Origin of the sequence: Pectobacterium actinidiae (genome assembly GCF_000803315.1) — a bacterium.
GTDB lineage: Bacteria > Pseudomonadota > Gammaproteobacteria > Enterobacterales > Enterobacteriaceae > Pectobacterium > Pectobacterium actinidiae.
The window spans coordinates 257683-273890 of the sequence record NZ_JRMH01000001.1 but is presented as its reverse complement, the minus strand read 5'-3'; the positions used below and the strand labels follow the sequence as shown (position 1 = coordinate 273890).

Annotated in this window: 21 protein-coding genes; 11 read left to right on the top strand and 10 right to left on the bottom strand. The window is 48.3% G+C overall.

All coding sequences use genetic code 11. The annotated features are described in order from the left end of the window. The first annotated feature begins 206 nt into the window (after positions 1–206). From KKH3_RS01225 to KKH3_RS21425, 4 genes are all read left to right on the top strand, one after another. A complete protein-coding gene (locus tag KKH3_RS01225) occupies positions 207–686 on the top strand; it encodes an Hcp family type VI secretion system effector (RefSeq protein ID WP_039355068.1) in 480 nt (159 codons plus the stop codon). Between the two features lie 115 nt (positions 687–801). After that, positions 802–1455 (top strand): hypothetical protein, encoded by a 654-nt coding sequence (locus KKH3_RS01220; RefSeq protein ID WP_039355065.1) that lies wholly within the window; start codon positions 802–804, stop codon positions 1453–1455. Then, positions 1455–1883 carry a hypothetical protein gene (locus KKH3_RS01215; RefSeq protein ID WP_039355062.1) on the top strand — a complete coding sequence of 143 codons (429 nt, stop codon included), beginning with the start codon at positions 1455–1457 and terminating at the stop codon, positions 1881–1883. The genes KKH3_RS01220 and KKH3_RS01215 overlap by 1 nt, the downstream gene beginning before the upstream one ends. Before the next feature lie 201 nt (positions 1884–2084). Beyond that, positions 2085–2381: a DUF2645 family protein gene (locus KKH3_RS21425; RefSeq protein WP_072034489.1), complete on the top strand. Its 297-nt coding sequence runs from the start codon at positions 2085–2087 to the stop codon at positions 2379–2381. A gap of 58 nt (positions 2382–2439) precedes the next feature. On the opposite strand, the gene KKH3_RS01210 is transcribed toward KKH3_RS21425, so the two are convergent. The 6 genes from KKH3_RS01210 to KKH3_RS01185 form a co-directional block, all read right to left on the bottom strand. Further along, positions 2440–3843 carry an APC family permease gene (locus KKH3_RS01210; protein ID WP_039355059.1) on the bottom strand — a complete coding sequence of 468 codons (1404 nt, stop codon included), beginning with the start codon at positions 3841–3843 and terminating at the stop codon, positions 2440–2442. 84 nt (positions 3844–3927) lie between these two features. Beyond that, complete coding sequence (locus KKH3_RS01205; protein ID WP_039355056.1) at positions 3928–5082, bottom strand: iron-containing alcohol dehydrogenase; 1155 nt, start codon at positions 5080–5082, stop codon at positions 3928–3930. Between the two features lie 10 nt (positions 5083–5092). Next, positions 5093–6463, bottom strand: a complete 1371-nt coding sequence (locus KKH3_RS01200; protein WP_039362004.1) for an aspartate aminotransferase family protein — start codon at positions 6461–6463, stop codon at positions 5093–5095. A 197-nt stretch (positions 6464–6660) separates the two neighbouring features. Beyond that, positions 6661–7485: a helix-turn-helix domain-containing protein gene (locus KKH3_RS01195; RefSeq protein WP_039355054.1), complete on the bottom strand. Its 825-nt coding sequence runs from the start codon at positions 7483–7485 to the stop codon at positions 6661–6663. A gap of 87 nt (positions 7486–7572) precedes the next feature. After that, a complete protein-coding gene (locus tag KKH3_RS01190) occupies positions 7573–8610 on the bottom strand; it encodes an NADPH-dependent curcumin/dihydrocurcumin reductase (protein WP_039355051.1) in 1038 nt (345 codons plus the stop codon). A gap of 94 nt (positions 8611–8704) precedes the next feature. Continuing rightward, a complete protein-coding gene (locus KKH3_RS01185) occupies positions 8705–9211 on the bottom strand; it encodes a TIGR00645 family protein (protein WP_039355050.1) in 507 nt (168 codons plus the stop codon). Between the two features lie 320 nt (positions 9212–9531). On the opposite strand from KKH3_RS01185, the gene rhaT reads away from it, so the two are divergent. The 4 genes from rhaT (at position 9532) to KKH3_RS01165 (ending at position 11978) form a co-directional block, all read left to right on the top strand. Beyond that, positions 9532–10566 carry an L-rhamnose/proton symporter RhaT gene (gene rhaT / locus KKH3_RS01180; protein WP_039355048.1) on the top strand — a complete coding sequence of 345 codons (1035 nt, stop codon included), beginning with the start codon at positions 9532–9534 and terminating at the stop codon, positions 10564–10566. A 283-nt stretch (positions 10567–10849) separates the two neighbouring features. Beyond that, positions 10850–11104 (top strand): hypothetical protein, encoded by a 255-nt coding sequence (locus KKH3_RS01175; protein WP_181939642.1) that lies wholly within the window; start codon positions 10850–10852, stop codon positions 11102–11104. 86 nt (positions 11105–11190) lie between these two features. Further along, positions 11191–11592: a hypothetical protein gene (locus KKH3_RS01170; RefSeq protein ID WP_039361998.1), complete on the top strand. Its 402-nt coding sequence runs from the start codon at positions 11191–11193 to the stop codon at positions 11590–11592. 47 nt (positions 11593–11639) lie between these two features. Continuing rightward, positions 11640–11978: a hypothetical protein gene (locus KKH3_RS01165; RefSeq protein ID WP_039361994.1), complete on the top strand. Its 339-nt coding sequence runs from the start codon at positions 11640–11642 to the stop codon at positions 11976–11978. Here KKH3_RS01165 and KKH3_RS01160 read toward each other — a convergent pair. From KKH3_RS01160 to KKH3_RS01150, 3 genes are read right to left on the bottom strand one after another with little or no spacing between them, the layout of a single operon-like run. After that, positions 11961–12389: an SMI1/KNR4 family protein gene (locus KKH3_RS01160; protein ID WP_052201270.1), complete on the bottom strand. Its 429-nt coding sequence runs from the start codon at positions 12387–12389 to the stop codon at positions 11961–11963. The genes KKH3_RS01165 and KKH3_RS01160 overlap by 18 nt on opposite strands. Positions 12390–12431: 42 nt before the next feature. Beyond that, entirely contained in the window at positions 12432–13028 is a 597-nt protein-coding gene (locus KKH3_RS01155) for a hypothetical protein (RefSeq protein ID WP_039355046.1), read from the bottom strand. Positions 13029–13076: 48 nt separating this feature from the next. After that, positions 13077–13742, bottom strand: a complete 666-nt coding sequence (locus tag KKH3_RS01150; protein ID WP_039355042.1) for a hypothetical protein — start codon at positions 13740–13742, stop codon at positions 13077–13079. Between the two features lie 243 nt (positions 13743–13985). On the opposite strand from KKH3_RS01150, the gene KKH3_RS01140 reads away from it, so the two are divergent. The 3 genes from KKH3_RS01140 (at position 13986) to KKH3_RS01130 (ending at position 15378) form a co-directional block, all read left to right on the top strand. Continuing rightward, positions 13986–14372: an Imm10 family immunity protein gene (locus KKH3_RS01140; protein ID WP_039355036.1), complete on the top strand. Its 387-nt coding sequence runs from the start codon at positions 13986–13988 to the stop codon at positions 14370–14372. 117 nt (positions 14373–14489) lie between these two features. Beyond that, positions 14490–14951 (top strand): DUF4265 domain-containing protein, encoded by a 462-nt coding sequence (locus KKH3_RS01135; protein WP_039355033.1) that lies wholly within the window; start codon positions 14490–14492, stop codon positions 14949–14951. Positions 14952–15030: 79 nt separating this feature from the next. Beyond that, positions 15031–15378, top strand: coding sequence for an immunity protein Imm33 domain-containing protein (locus tag KKH3_RS01130; protein ID WP_039355030.1), 348 nt, complete (start codon positions 15031–15033; stop codon positions 15376–15378). A gap of 127 nt (positions 15379–15505) precedes the next feature. Here the strand turns inward: KKH3_RS01130 and KKH3_RS01125 are convergent, their stop codons facing one another. Next, a complete protein-coding gene (locus KKH3_RS01125; RefSeq protein WP_039355027.1) occupies positions 15506–16120 on the bottom strand; it encodes a YagU family protein in 615 nt (204 codons plus the stop codon). Between the last annotated feature and the right edge of the window lie 88 nt (positions 16121–16208).

The window sequence follows — 16208 nt, the reverse complement described above, 5'->3', positions numbered from 1 at the left end:
CCATTGAAATATAATTAGCGCGGTAATAAATAACCTTATCCAGAATGATGGGTTATCAATAAAAACAAGGGATTATATTTTTTTGGAAAGGACGTTTTTCTGACAGAAATCATATTTCTTATTAAATAGCCGAGTTATTCTTTTTTTCAATAAAAATTTACGTTATAACGTTCCCAACAAGGATTTTTTAACAGGGAGTGATACGAATGGCTAATTCTATTTTCATGAAGATAACGGGGAAAATTCAGGGACTGATCTCTGAAGGGTGTTTAAGTATCGACTCTGTAGGAAATAAACATATAGCTGGTCACGAAGATGAGATTTTTGTTTATGCCACAAATTACGATCTATCAAGAGATCGCCACGTCAATCACCACCCCTTTTCCGTAACCAAAGTCGTTGATAAATCCACACCGCTCTTGCTCACCAGCATCGCCAACAATGAGCTAATGGAAGTTGAATTGAGGTATTACCGCACCTCCGCCAGCGGGACGCAAGAGAACTACATGACAATAACCTTAAGGGATGCCTCTATTGTCAACCTCTCTAATCAGAATCCCAACTCATTGACACATAGCGACATGCAGCCGTTTGAAATCCTGAGCCTGCGTTATGAAAGCATTACCTGCCAACACAATATCGCAGGGACATCGGGGTACAGCATATTGACTGAGAATATGTACTGAGAAGCCGTAAAACACACCTCATTAATTCTTTAATACATTATGGTTTTTTATGAGGAGGGGTGGTGAGCAACAAGTGGCAACTCAGTGATAAAATCTTCAGTCGGAGTCAATTGGAATGACAACAAGAGAACATATAAAAAATGAGCGTTTAATTTATACCGAACAGCTTGGGTGGATTGATTTAGGCCACGCAAAAGGTGATGATGCGAGGGATTTGTGGGGGCAGCTCATCAGCGAACCTGCGAATCCGTTACTCAAAGGATATTTCCTGGTTAATTATTCTCAGGCCATGCATTATCGCCGTGTGCAGACGGGGGTTCATGCGCAATGGAAGATAAAAAGAGGGTTATCGATAGAGACTAAACGTTCTATTGCGCTCTCCATAATGTTTTATGTCTCTCTAAAATTTGAAGGGTTACAATCTAATCCCCTGTTCTCTCTTGCTACGGATAGCGGTTTTAGCTGTGAAGATCTGATTTCCAATTTAGTCGGTTTTTATTCAGTAGTTCTTCCCAGAGATTATATTTCACTTAGTCAGAAAAAATCGAAAGAATATGCTTTTAAAATATGGGATTACTATGGCCCAGTGGGAAGATATAAGAATAATGAACTCAGACCACTCATTTTCCCCGATCCGGAAATGCATGCTTACCCTTATAAAAAACCGTTACCACCTTATTTGTCTGTTATAAAACCGTTTTCATCTTATGAAAACGATCTGGTTATCAACACGATTGATGAGAATACATTTCTGGGATTTAAATTGTAATGAAAACGATCTTAACCATCTTCATTTCATTATCTTCCCTGCTATTTTTTTGGGGATGGCTTATCATCGTTCCTTATACCGTCTATACGGAGAAAGACATTTTTAAATACTATACACTAACCTATAAAGAAATCAGGAACGTGCCGAGGCTATCAAAGAATTATTATTTTTCTTATGGGCCGAGTGATGAGGCGACCCCTCAAACTAGTGCTATCTATCTTTGTGATTTAACTCATATTAATGAGACTTACAGAGAATTGCTTTCTTATGTTGAAAGTACCAAAATACCATTAATTGATGGTTTTAGTTTAGGTAATTACCCGAAATTTCAGGAATATTTTCAGATTGTAAAAACGAAAGAAAAAAACAATAAAACAGGAAAAGAAAGCGAATGTCTAATGTTGATTTTCTCTAAGGAACAAGGATAATTAACACTATATTGAATGAATAGCATAATCGATTAAAAAATGAGTACATTCGCGTTTGAGCTGTCCTTGGCTTAGAAATAAGTCCAAAAGGCGTTATCATTAATAAAAAATGACTACATTTATAACGTCAATTTTCATTTCTATTCGGTCTTATGTCTTTTCTATACACGGGTTAATCTATGTCCGTACAGATAATGCACTATAAAAAACATAAACACATTACTCTTTGCTTTCTGTTTTTATCTCTATTCACTTCTCTGCGCTATAATCATATTGATCACATCAATAAGAGATTACGAAGGGATGGTTGATGGGGTAGAAATAAGAAATCTCTGTGAGATACCTGAAGGCGATTCTGATGGCTTCTTTGCGTTTATTATCATTCCCCTATCTATTCCATTTCTCTTTATAAAGAGAAGCATAGCCAGAATCACTACTTATAGTATGATTTTACTTTATTACTTATGGAGTTTTTATCTCCGATTTAATTTCTGCTAAGAATACCCCCATAAACCAGGCTCATCTCGCCATAATGAGCCCAGTTGATGATGGTGAGTTACGGCATGTTTTCCTGCGGCGATGGGATGCGCATGCGGCTGGCAGACAGATAGCCCAGTATAGCAATACCGAACACGCCCCAAGGCAGCAGCGAAACGATCTGGGATGATGAACCACTCAGCACATCAACGTTTCTGACGACCATAATCAGCGCCGAGAGCATCGCAACCGTCGAGATAATTGGTGCCCACAGACGACTCCATGCCGAGACCGGATGCTGCGTTTCGCGTTGGAAAAAGCGGATAACGGCCAGCGATACGCCAACCTGAAGCAGCAGAATCGCCATCGTCGCGATCGCCGATCCTAACGCGAAGATCTGCATCATCGGGTCGAGATCCGCCAACACCATCATACACAGCACGCCCAACACAACGATCGTCTGTACAATGCTCGCCACGTATGGCGTGCCTTTATTTTTACTCACCTGCGCCAATCTGGAAGACAGCACACCATCTCGCCCGATACTAAACAGGTAGCGTGAGATATTATTGTGAAACGCCTGAGCCGCTGCAAACAGGCTGGTGATCAACAGCAGCGATATCAACTGTTCAGACCATTTGCCAACCAGCGCGTTCGATACGTTAAAAATAAAGCGTCCGGGATCGTTAATCGCCTGCTGCCGAACCTGATCCACACCGTAGGCTTGCACCATCATCCAACTGGTGAAGGCAAAGAACAGCATAATCAATATCACAGCGGCTAGCGTCGCACGGGGAATAGTTTTCTCCGGGTTGCGGCACTCTTCACCGTAGATCGCCGTGGATTCAAATCCGATAAAAGCAGCAATACTGAAAATCAACGCAATCCCCATACTGCCCTGATTAATCACGCTGGGTGAAAATGCCTCTAGCGTGAGCGGAGGGGTATCCTGGGACAATAGTACCGCAATATCCACCACCAGCATGATGCCGACTTCCATTAGCATCAGTACGCCCAGCACACGCCCGCCGACTTCTACACTTTCAATCCCTAATAGGCACATCAGCAACAGCATCGCCACGCTATAGAGCCACCACGGCAGATCAATACCAAGGTGTTCCTGTAGATACATGCTGATGAAGAAACCTAACATCGCGACCACCGCGATCTGAATAGCGAAATAGGCCAGCAGCGCGACGGATAAGGCACTAAACCCTGCGCGACGCCCCATGCCTAAAGTGATGTAGCTGTAAAATGCACCAGCATTGGTCACGTAGCGGCTCATGGCGATATAGCCAAAAGAGAAAATCAACAGGATGCCGCCCGCCATCAGGTACACCGCGGGGATTCCCGCCCCGTTGCCAGCGGAGATCGCGACAGGCAAGCCGCCGACCACGCCGGTCAACGGCGAGGCGGCAGCCACAACAAAGAAAACCAACGACCACAGCCCCAGGCTGTTCTTTTTCAATTGATGAGTACTCATCTTGCCCCCGGATACACAAAACAAACCAGATAGCGTGATGTCGCGCAATCGGGTCGATGGTAAATCCCTCGCTGCCGCGCCACCTTACAGGCAGGTGCGATACAACGCTTCGATGTCCTGACGTGAGGCTCTGCGTGGATTTTGTTCCAGGCTCACCCCCATCGTCTGCACGCAGTTGTCCGCCAGCCAGGGAATATCCTGCTCACGTACACCCAGATCGCGCAGCGTAAACGTCAGTCCAATGTTTTCCAGAAAACGCTGCACCAGATAAACGCTATGGCTAGCACGTTCAGATTCATCCAGATGCGTCACGCTATCGCTCATTGCGCACGTAACAGCAGCAAAGCCAGCGACATTTTCAGCACAGGAGAAACGCATCAGTTCGGGATACAGCGCCGCCAGACCCTCGCCGTGCGTAATGTTGTACAACCCGCTCAGCGGGTGCTCCATCGCATGCGGCAGACCACAGGCCGACATCCCGATCGCCATACCACCAAGCGTATTCGCCCAACACACCCGATCCCAGGCATCCAGATCGGTCACATCCCGACAGACGCGTGGCAAAAATGTGGTCAGCAGCCGAATAGCACGTTCGGTCATGATTTCCGTCATCGGATTACAGAACTTACCCACTCGCGCCTCAATGTTATGGCTGAGTGCGTCAAACCCCGTTGCCGCCACCATACGTGGTGATTGCGTAACCATCAGCGTCGGATCGACAATGGCCGTCTGGGCGAACAGTGCTGGCGAGAAAAATGCTGGTTTATCATGCGTTTCAGGATTGGTGAAAACGGCGACACAGTTGCCCTCGCTCCCCGTTCCCGCCGTTGTGGTCACCAACACCAGCGGCAGTGTCGTGGCAGGTGTCGGTGGTTGAGACAGATAGTCCAGCAGTTTCCCTGAATTACATGCCATAAAAGCGATGCCCTTGGCGGCGTCCATCACGCTACCGCCTCCCACGCCAAGCACCACATCACACTGCTGTTCACGCGCCAGTGCTGCACCAACATCCACCGTCGTGGTGAGCGGGTTTGCTTCAATGCTGTCGAATAGCACCCAACGCACACCGCTCTGCGTTAATAGGTCCGTCAGACGCGTCAGCAGCCCGGTTTGGCGACAGCTGGTTTTCCCCGTCACCAGCAGCACGCGGCTCCCCAACAGCGCCACCTCTTCGCCTACTCGTTCAACTTCACCTCTGCCGATACACAGTTTTACTGGTTGTGAATAAGTAAATGTCATCGCAGCCACCTCACGCCGTCATTACAGAGGTGTTGGCCTGCTCTGCCTGTTCAACCACATTGATTAATGCAGATTCAAACGCGTTCAGCGCATAGTCGAGTTCTTCTTCGCTAATCGTCAGCGCCGGTAGGAAGCGGAACACCGCCAGATTATTGATGGTGAAATTCACCTGAATACGCCATTTCTCTACCAGCAGCCCTGCTATCGCCATAGAATAGTATTCGCCCATGCTGGCTTGCAGCGCCTCCGGCAAACGACCAAACTCAATACCAATCATCAGCCCTTTACCGCGTACTTCTTTGATCACCTGCGGGTGGCGAGCCTGAATGTCATATAACCGCTGCATCATTAATGCGCCTTTACGTTCCGCCATGCCGCAAAGATCGTGTTCGATGATGAACTGTAAGGAACCCAATGCCGCCGCCGCACTCAGGGTATTTTCCTGATAGGTAGCGGTGTGGTGATAGCAGGTTTCGATAGTGCCATAAGCAGCTTCATACAAGCTTTCCGTACAAAGATAGCCGCCAAACGGTACCAGGCCGCCGGACAACCCTTTGGCGAAAACGATACAATCCGGCACCACGTCATCATGTTCACAGCACCAGAATTTTCCAGTACGCGCGGCTCCACACTGAATCTCATCCAGCACCAGTAGCGTGTCATAGCGATCGCACAGCTCGCGTGCTGCTTTCAGGTAGCCCGCTGGAGGCACAATAATCCCGCCTTCACCCTGGATCGGTTCCACCACAAACGCTTTGTATTTTCCTGTTGCCAACGCACTTTCCAGCTCTGGAATCGATCCGTAGGTGACATGATCGATATTGCCTAACGTCGGCTGCTGCCCTGCACGCCATTTATCCTTGCCACCGAGCGACACCGCGCCAGAGGTCTTACCGTGAAACGCGCCCAGCGTCGCCAGCAGGTGCGTCTTGTGTGCTTTATGCCGAGTGCCGAGTTTGACCAGTTTGATCATTCCCTCAATCGCTTCTGCGCCGCCGGTTGCCGTACCCATTTTGGTCAGTTTTCCCTGTGGCGAGAGCAGTGCCATGTTGTGCGCCAGTGCTGCGGCCACGTTGTGATAGGAAATCGCGCCCATCATGAAGAGACGGTTATCAAAACACTTCTGCAAACAGGACCACACAAACTCATTGTTGTTGCCGACCGTCACTACCCCGACCGCGCCAATCATGTCCAGATGCTTTTCACCCTGGTCATCAATGAAGGTGCTGCCTTCCGCTCGAACAAAGTATTTGGCATGTCCATCCAGAGATCGCATGCGGTTAAGGTGGGTTAATTGCAGCGCGCGGGTCGTCTCGCCATCCAGTGCGATCGCGTCATCAATGGTGTAAAAACCCGGTACGATGTCTTTTGCCTGTGCCATAAAAAACCTCACAACGTTCACAAGAGAAATGTGCGATAGCGCACGGTGTGAAACGTTTATAGCAAGGGGTAAGACGGGGAAAATAGAATAAATCGGCACACGCCACGGTGCAGCAATAGCCTCTTTTTGGTGCAGGTTGCCCCAAAAAAGCAGCATGGGAGAGGAGATGCCTTTACGCTGGCGTTATCACGGCGGACTCAGTACTGGCGGATACGACACTGGTAGCGTACAGCCTGTAACCGTGCCAGATAGTGTTGCGGCGAACAGGAGGTAAATGCTTTAAATTCACGCAAGAAATGCGATTGATCGGCATATTCAAGACGCTGCGCCAGCGTGGTTAGGTTGTCGATATTACCCTGATTGAGCAACGCCAGCGCCCGCTGAAAACGAATCGTTCGGCAGAACGTTTTGGGGGACATACCGCAGTTATCATGAAATAACCGGTGAATATAACGGGCGGAATAGAGCGTTTTCCGCTCCAGTTCATCGACTCTGATTTTGCCGTCGTGAGCCATAATCAGATCGATGATTTGCAGCAATAACGGCGGTGCCGAGCGGTTCGTCCAGTAGGAAAAATAGTGCAGAAACAAGCTGACCTGCTCGTTAAAGTCATGGCTGTTCACCAGCCGTCTCAGCAAACGTGGAGTGTCAGGGGCAACTTCATCAAAAGGGATCTCCTGCCCCGCCAACTCCCCAGGAGACAGGTCAAGAAAGGCTGGCATGATACCGGGCATGAAGCGCACGCCAAAATAGCGTTCTCCCGGCATCAGGCGGGTAATCTGCGCCGATGCGGTGCTGCCGCAAACGCGCCCGCTCGGTGCATCAGGACAGCAGTGTAATAGGAGATCGACGCTGCCATCCGGCACGGCCAGCGTCATCGGTTCGGCGCGATTGACCGTGAAGCTGTAAAAATGGGCAATGGGCGACTGGCTGACATTTTTCTTCAGGTAATCTTCCGCCGCGTTGATGACAAACCACGGCTGCAACGGCCGCACGCGAAACGACGCAGAATCAGGATGCATTGGCCTTCTCCCCCGCAACGATGACGCAGGGGATCAGGCAATTTTTACGCCAACTCGTTTTCCGCCAATGCCAGTGTACGTTTGTCGCTATGCATCCGGCCCCACTCTGACCACTAATTTGCCAAAGTTGCGGCCGTGCAGCAGGCCGATAAAGGCCTCTGGTGCATTTTCCAACCCGTCGACAATCTCTTCCCGATATTTGATCTTACCTTCCTCCACCCACGGCGATACATCCTTCCAGAACTCATCGAAGCGGTGACCATAATCATCAAAGATAATGAACCCCTGCATACGAATACGTTTCTTCAGAATCGTGCCCGCCAGCAGCGGTAAACGATCGGGGCCATCGGGCAAGCCTGTTGAATTGTAGCCAGAGACGAGCCCGCACACCGGAATACGCGCCGAGGTATTCAGTAGCGGCAACACGGCGTCAAAGACTTTCCCACCGACATTTTCGAAGTAGATATCGATTCCCTGCGGGCAGGCTTGTTTAAGCTGTTCGGCAAAATCATCCGCCCGGTGGTCAAGGCAAACATCAAACCCTAGAACCTCAACCGCGTAGCGACATTTCTCTGCGCCACCCGCCACGCCAACAACTCGACAGCCTTTTAATTTCCCAAGTTGCCCAACCGTCGCGCCGACCGGGCCGGTCGCGGCGGCCACCACCAGCGTTTCACCCGCTTTAGGCTGGCCAATATCCATCAGGCCCATATACGCGGTGAAGCCCGGCATACCCAGCACACCTAAAGCGAAGGAAGGATTCGTCGGCGACTGACCCAGGTTCGTTAATCCTTTGCCGTCAGAAATCGCATAATCCTGCCAGCCGCTGTAGGACAGCACCCAGTCGCCAGCCTGATAATCCGGGTGTTTGGATTCCACCACGCGGCTGATTGTCCCGCCGACCATCACGTCATTCAGTTCGACGGGTTTGGCATAAGAAGGCGCGTCACTCATGCGGCCACGCATGTAAGGGTCAAGGGAAAGGAACACCGTACGCAGCAGGATATGTCCTGAATCGACCTGTGGGATAGGCTGCTGTTCCAGACGGAAAGTCTCTTGTGTTGGCGCGCCGTGCGGGCGCTGAGCCAGAACCACACGGCGGTTAATTTGAGCGGTTTGCGGCATAATCTCCTCCGTTAAACAAAGCGTGTTGATAAAATCACTTCATTAACAATAGGATCTGTTCTTTCATCTGGCTACGCAAACCGTGCGGCGTTCGTTATGCCGTTTTGCTTTTTTCGTAACGCGACATGCGATCCAGATACCCCATGACAAGTGCAGACAACACAAACGTCAAATGGATAATCACGTACCACATCAGCTTGTTATCCGGAATATTGCGGGCATCCATGAACACACGCAGCAGATGGATCGACGAGATAGCGACAATCGAAGCGGCAACTTTATTTTTCAGCGAGCCGGAGTCCATCTTACCAAGCCAGTTCAGCTTTTCTCTGCCTTTAGAGATATCCAGCGCCGAGACAAAGTTCTCGTAACCGGACAGCATCATCATCACCAGCAATCCGCCGACCAGCGTCATATCGATCAATGACAGCAGCACCAGCACCAAATCTGCTTCAGCGATATCCAGGATATTAGGCAGGACGTGGAACACCTCCTGGAAAAACTTGATCGCCAGCGCCAGCAAGCCCAGCGATAGCCCAAGATAAACCGGAGCGAGCAGCCAGCGCGCTGAGTACATCAGATTCTCAATAAAACGTTCCATAACTCACTATATGCAGGTGGAAAAGAGGGAAATAATAGCGAAAAGTCCTGCGGTGGTGTTAATCAATTCTTGAACAGAATGCACCATTTACAGAATGCTCTGCCCTATCGTACCCCCAGCGATGATTTCCGCGTTTTGTGATCCGGCCTGCACTCACCTTCAAACCGATGCCGTCCTCCTGCCGCTCGTGGCACGCATCTGAAGGTTCACCTTTTTTCACCTTCCTACACTGTCTAGCGCCAGCAGGTCTGGCAACAATCATACACCGTACTCTACCTACAGAGCCGAACACAGGCTTACAGCAAAACAAGGGGTTACGCATGAGCAATCCTATTTTCATGGGTATTTTCTGGCACTTCATCGGAGCAGCCAGTGCAGCCTGCTTCTATGCACCGTTTAAACAGGTCAAAAACTGGTCATGGGAAACCATGTGGTCATTAGGCGGTTTCTTCTCGTGGATTATCCTGCCCTGGAGCATCAGTTGGTGGCTACTCCCTGATTTCTGGCGTTATTACGGTTCGTTCGATATGGCGACCCTACTCCCCGTTTTTCTCTTCGGCGCGATGTGGGGCATCGGCAATATCAACTACGGCCTGACGATGCGCTACCTTGGCATGTCGATGGGCATCGGTATCGCCATCGGCGTGACGTTGATTATCGGTACGCTGATGACACCCGTCCTGCAAGGTAAGTTCTCCGTTCTGTTTGGTTCAGCGGGCGGACGGATGACGCTATTGGGCGTGCTGGTCGCAGTCATTGGCGTCGCCATTGTCAGCTATGCCGGCTTACTGAAAGAGCGAGCACTCGGCATTCGCGCGGAGGAGTTCAACCTGAAAAAAGGGCTGATTCTGGCCGTGATGTGCGGCATCTTCTCCGCTGGCATGTCCTTTGCGATGGATGCCGCGAAACCGATGCACACCGCAGCACAAACGCTGGGAATCAATGCGTTGTATGTCGCCCTCCCCAGCTACGTAGTGATTATGGGCGGCGGTGCTATCGTCAACCTGGGTTTCTGCTTCATCCGTTTGGCAACCTGCAAGGGCATTTCATTAAAAGCCGATCTGGCACAGGCCAAACCGTTACTGATTGCCAACGCGCTCTTCGCCATTCTGGGCGGCGTCATGTGGTATTTGCAGTTCTTCTTCTATGCCTGGGGACACGCCAACATTCCGGCTGATTACACCTATATCAGTTGGATGCTGCACATGAGTTTCTACGTACTGTGCGGCGGCATCGTCGGTCTACTGTTTAAAGAGTGGAAGGCCGTTGGCCAGAAGCCAGTACGCGTGCTGGTTCTCGGCTGCATGGTCATTATTCTGGCAGCGAATATCGTCGGACTAGGAATGGCCGTGTAAGCGCCTTATCATCGCGTTCGGTGCCACAAAGCGAGTACCGAATGCGATGGCATTCCGCAGGTGAACACGGCTTTCTCATCCCTCCGACAATCTTGCTACACGCCATCAAAGAAGAACGTGAACAATACGAATGACCGTTCCTTATCGCTGTGCCTTTTCAGGTTTATTCATATTCTCCGAGATGACTGCCAGTGGAGAAGTTGCAGAATCGTCGATGATTGACACTGATGATTACCTGACGGTAAGTTTGTCGCGGTTCGATTGATGGAGCGGAAAAATAGGAATGATAACGCGCTTGAAGCGTGGCGACAGTGATGAGAATGGTATTGCCAAAATTGCAGGCATTCCAGCCTGGATTCAGGAAGAAGAAACGCGTGAAGGTCTGCGCTACATTCTACAAATTAACCACTCCCGCCTAAATAAATCTGCCCCCAGCCATAAAGGTATTTTTGTGGGTGGCTTGGGATACTTGCTATTGAAGCAAGACATTAGCGGCGAGGATCTTCAGGCCGGTGAGTTCCTTATTCAAACCTCATAAGGTACACATTGATAAATGCAGTATTGGGCTAGCGGCTTATCCCGAAATGAAAATATTCCTACATAGGAACGTACTGGGAAATGAAGATGTCAGACGTTTTTAACAACATAGCCCGGCTTTCCCCGAGAGAGTTGCAACGCTATGCCTCCGCTTGTTTGCAGGCCTATTGCCACGCCAAATTGATTCAACATCCTGCAATCGACGCGTTGATAGATCACCTTAATCGTTACCCTGAAAGTGATAGTCTGGTTGAATGGGAAAGAAAAGGGGCATTATTAGCGCTTAATGGCCGGGGGGACGAGATACCGCAAGATCTTACCCTGTCGATGTCACCACAGGATATTGAAACATTCTCTTATCTTGTTGATATCACGGTAGAGGTCGGCATTGTGGATATGTACGGAACACCAACCACGCTTCCGGCTGAGTTTGTAGGCAAGATAGTCTCTATTTTGTCCCAAAATAATATCGAGTTACCTGAGCGTTAACTAAAAATACATAGCGTATCCCGTATGGCACGAATATTGAGATGAACATGAGCTATGAGTACAAATTAGTCTTTGATAATGCCTCCGTTGCTCAACATATTATGAGCACGATTAAACGCAGTGAAGCCTGCATTCGTGCCGAAAACGGTGATGTCTATTTAAAAGACAACTCCCTAAACAATCGCGCTGATTATGACGTCCGCCTAACCGATGAAGGCGATGGCTCACTGTGGCTTCAGATTAATGTTAAATCTGTCGATCTGTACGTACTCGTGCAAGAAACACTCAGCGGGAAAGCGTTCAAATGTTTTGAAGATGGGGATACCGAAGACGAAGTAGAACTTAGCGAGGCTTTTCGCCTTAAAGTGTTACCCAATCCGCTCTGACATCGTCAGGAACGCGCCAAAATTATCCGCTTGCTGGGTTGTTTCTCCCGTTTCATGTGACCATAAAACAATAATCGGCTCCCCTGTTTTCGCTAATACAGCGTAATCAAAACAGTAATAATCTCCCGTACCACACTCCGCAAAAGGCAGAAGGGTCGAGAAATCCTGTGCCGTATCGGAAAAATTGCTCAGCCACGCCTGCCAGCCTTCTTTAAAATGCCGAACGATTGATTCCCATGTTTTTCTCGGGTCGCGAGCATCAAATACCGGAAATATCGTTAATGCGCCAAGCGCTCTTCCATTATTCACCAGAAGCCAGTCCGAAAAAGAGAGAGGCAGCTTACGACCTAACTCATGCTCTGCGGCTTGAATAGCGGCTACCGATGTGCCAATAACGCGGACTCTGGTCATACTTCCTCGCGTAGTAAAACGTCTCGTATGTTGGTCAGGGCGTTAGCCAAGTTGTAGAAAAAATCGGCCACACGCATTTGCTGTTTTATCCCAGAAACGCTCATCTAAAAAGAGATAGCCCATGCCATCCGAGAGTATTCCTTTATGACGTGGCAGCGCAGCATCGAGATCGCCCCCATAAATAGACACTCTTCTCTGCCCTATATTTGATGTGATCACCCCTTGCAGCCAGGCATCAATGCCATCTAACTTAGAGGCTAAATTTTCATCATCATCTGAATCCGCACTTCTTGATATATGGATGCTTCCGCGATCGATAATGGGATTAGCGGCTTCGTTGCGCTCAACTTCAGAGCGGATATATCCCAAAACAATCGCCTCAGAATTACCCTCAATCGCACGCAGCTTGCGGTAATGAAAAACCTCCCCCGGCAAGTAGGGGATAAATACAGATATCCAATAGTGCTTCGGTACGAATGACGGTGAGAACCACGCACCGGGAAAAGAAACCAGATGGGTAAGAGGGATTCCATCAGCAGAGAGTGGCCAGGACATTTCACTGGGTAAATAAGCCCCGCCGCCAACATAGGCATCATGGGACGCATGCGGTCCATGGGTAAAAATCAGTTCATCGTACATCAGTATTTCTCGTCTCCATTATTAATACCAGCAGGAGGTTTAAAGGGCTCACTTCTTCCGCCAAACAGACGCCTTTCCAGAGGTTATTTCAATCAGTTGCCCGTCATTATCGTAGTGACAGAACCATTCATCTTCACAGGGCCATCCTTTGGAAAACGCTCTGCCGGACAGCACGCGGCCAGAAGGAGAATACTGGTAACGAAATACGGCAAAAGCCTCCATGATACCCACACCGACATAAATCCTCGCATGATCATCTAATTGCAGCATCCTCCCCAAGCCAAGCAATTTTGCTTCACTGCCTTCTGGACGATCCATTCCCTTGAAACCAAGCGTCGTAATCTCTAACACATCGCCAGTTCGGTCATAGAGCGTTGCCTGAATTGCCTGAACGCCCTTCTGCCCCGGGGAGATCGTAATAACATGACGACCACCCGAGAAACCGGAGCAATATTTCCCCAGCCAGCGTGCCTCATCCACATTAGCGTATTTCCTTTTCATGAGCCGAGGCGGCGAAAATCCCATACGCTCATCGCTGTAAGGTAAGTGCCCAAAATAGTCGCCATCAGAAAACCGCCACTCATCTACCGCATCACAACACGCCAGATAAATCGGATAAGAACCGGTTGCATCAAACGCCTGAAATTGTTTTCTGAGATCGCCAAGCGTCGAATTCACGATGGGTATATCAAGCAACATCGTCGCTTTTGTCATGAGCAGCCCTATTCACTCTTTTTTCTATCAAGCGGTTTCCATTCTGACATCGATATTGCCACAGATAGTGAAAAAAGTGATTTCATCACGTCACGGCTGTCAACGCCCAGCGCCGCGTGATAAGTTCCAACAAAATGAATATGATAGGTCAGCCACGAAAGAAGCCGTCATCAGAATCGCCAAACGCAATCTTGATGAGAGATAAAGGTTAAGTTCTGATAGATAAGACAGCAGGAGAAAGCCATGAACGTGATATTTCCAGCAGCCTATTATGATGCGTCCTCTGAAGAGGGTGTTTTGACGATTGGATTCGCAGACAGTGCAGATGACCCACAGCATTTTCTCATTTTGCAACGGGCAGAAGAACCTGACGAGCAAGATGAAGAACTGGGCCAAGATACCTATTATGTTGAGATTGGCAATCCAGGCGTAGCTGGATATGGCGGTATTGATACTGTTTTGGTGACGGCAAACAACATCATTTTTACTTTCTCAGGCACAACGAACTGGTGCAAAGAAATAGAAACGATTGAGATAGAGATTTCGCCTCCGTTGGCAACCATTGACGACATCGAAGCCTCGCTTCAGGAAATATTTATCGATACGCCAACATACATCTCTCGGTCATAGCCGAAGTCTACTATACGTAAAACGGGCTTGTGGAAAAAAGACACGAAAACCTCTTTTTGGGATAACATCGGGACATTGTTTTACTTCACCGACACAAATAGTGGTAACCGCTCACCTATGTTAGTTCGTGTATATGTAGCAAATAACGATGGACCAGCCTTTGAGGTATTACCGGTCAGAGAAATCGAGAAGGACACTTACGAATTGCTGTCTTCTCCCGGCCTTGCGTTAAATTTAGCACGCGGGGATATCTTCCGAATTAACGACGAGCATGCACATCCTGAAGTGTTGCAAAGAGGCGGTAATTTTTGCATCCATATCTATGCCGACTACCTTCCACCTGAAGATATCGCCAGTTTAGAAAAGAATGTGGCGAGCCAACTCAATGGCACCTTAGACGGTGTCTATCAAGGAAACTTGACGTTGGCCGTTCCAGCAAGAAATGGAATGGATAAGATTGCCGACGTTTTCGATGTCTTTCGCGAAAAAACAGGGGTTCAATGGTACTTCGCGAACATTTATAAGAATATTGATGACGATGAAGACGAAACGCTTTTAAATTGGTGGCTGGATAGCTAAGTCCCCATCGGCCAGCCCCCAAGTAAAATAGCGTATTGCGGAAATCTCGAATGCACAAAAAACCACAGCGGATTTAACCATGCAAAACGCGGATCGCTCCCTACCCAGTGCACAACAGAAGCAGACTTGCGATAAACACCAGTTAACGCCGCATCCCCCCGAGGAAATGGTCGCGATTGCTTTAGATACCTTACAAAATTCGCCCATTTACGGAACCCGAATTTCATTACCTGAAAACGGCACGATAAGCTGGTTTATCCACTGCGGTGAACATTCAGCCGAAAGTGGTTTTTATCAGGCGCTTCACACCCATCACTTAGCGGAAACTTTGCCTGAAGTCGTGCCCTATCTATTTTTACCCGAAGGGACGAAATTCATCATTGACCGGACAGGGTATGAGGACATTTGGACGTACGAGACAGAATAGAAAAAACGCCCTGAGAAAGTTTCAAGGCGTTTTAGAATAGACGTAGATATTTACTGTTAATTTATAGTGCGAAACTGAAAAGAATAGAAATCGCACTATTTAACATTATCTAAAATAAAATCACAGCTTATCGTGTTGCGTTCAACGGAATTTCAGGATCCGGTTCGCGAGTCATACGATTACGTAAATCACGACGAATAATTTCAATAGACCAGAACCAAATCAGGTGACCGACGATCTCTGACACATGTTCATACCAAGGAAGAACAAACAGAGATGGCGTAAGCCCCATCAATGGGAATGAAATCATATGGACAAACAGTTGAGCCAGCGCACCAGCCAACAGACCTTGCCATAATTTTATTTTAGGAAATACTTCTGCAACGACGCAATAACCTACAGCGAAAACAATAGAGAAAATGATATGCGTCACACCAACCCAATTGAATACGTGGCCGGCAAAGGTATAAACCGCCGCATTAGGATCAACAACGCCAAGCCAATCGCGTAAAAAGATGTAGGGAGGGTTAAGGAAATTACGAGAACAATCAATTTGCTCAGCGGCTCTAATCAGTGATTCAGGCACACAAGCACTACTAAACATATCAGTAGGGCTACGTGGAGGAAGCGGATTTTCTGCGCCCCACTTAACAAAAGAGGAAACAATACCAGCAATCAAACCAATAAAAGCAGCTAAGCCATAACGTCTACGAGACGGAGGCGTTTGTTCAAAAAAGTTCATTTTTTTACCAATCTAACCATTAAAGGTTATATTCTTACATAGGTATTATGGACTGATAAAGATGTTAATTGATATATCTAACAATTTC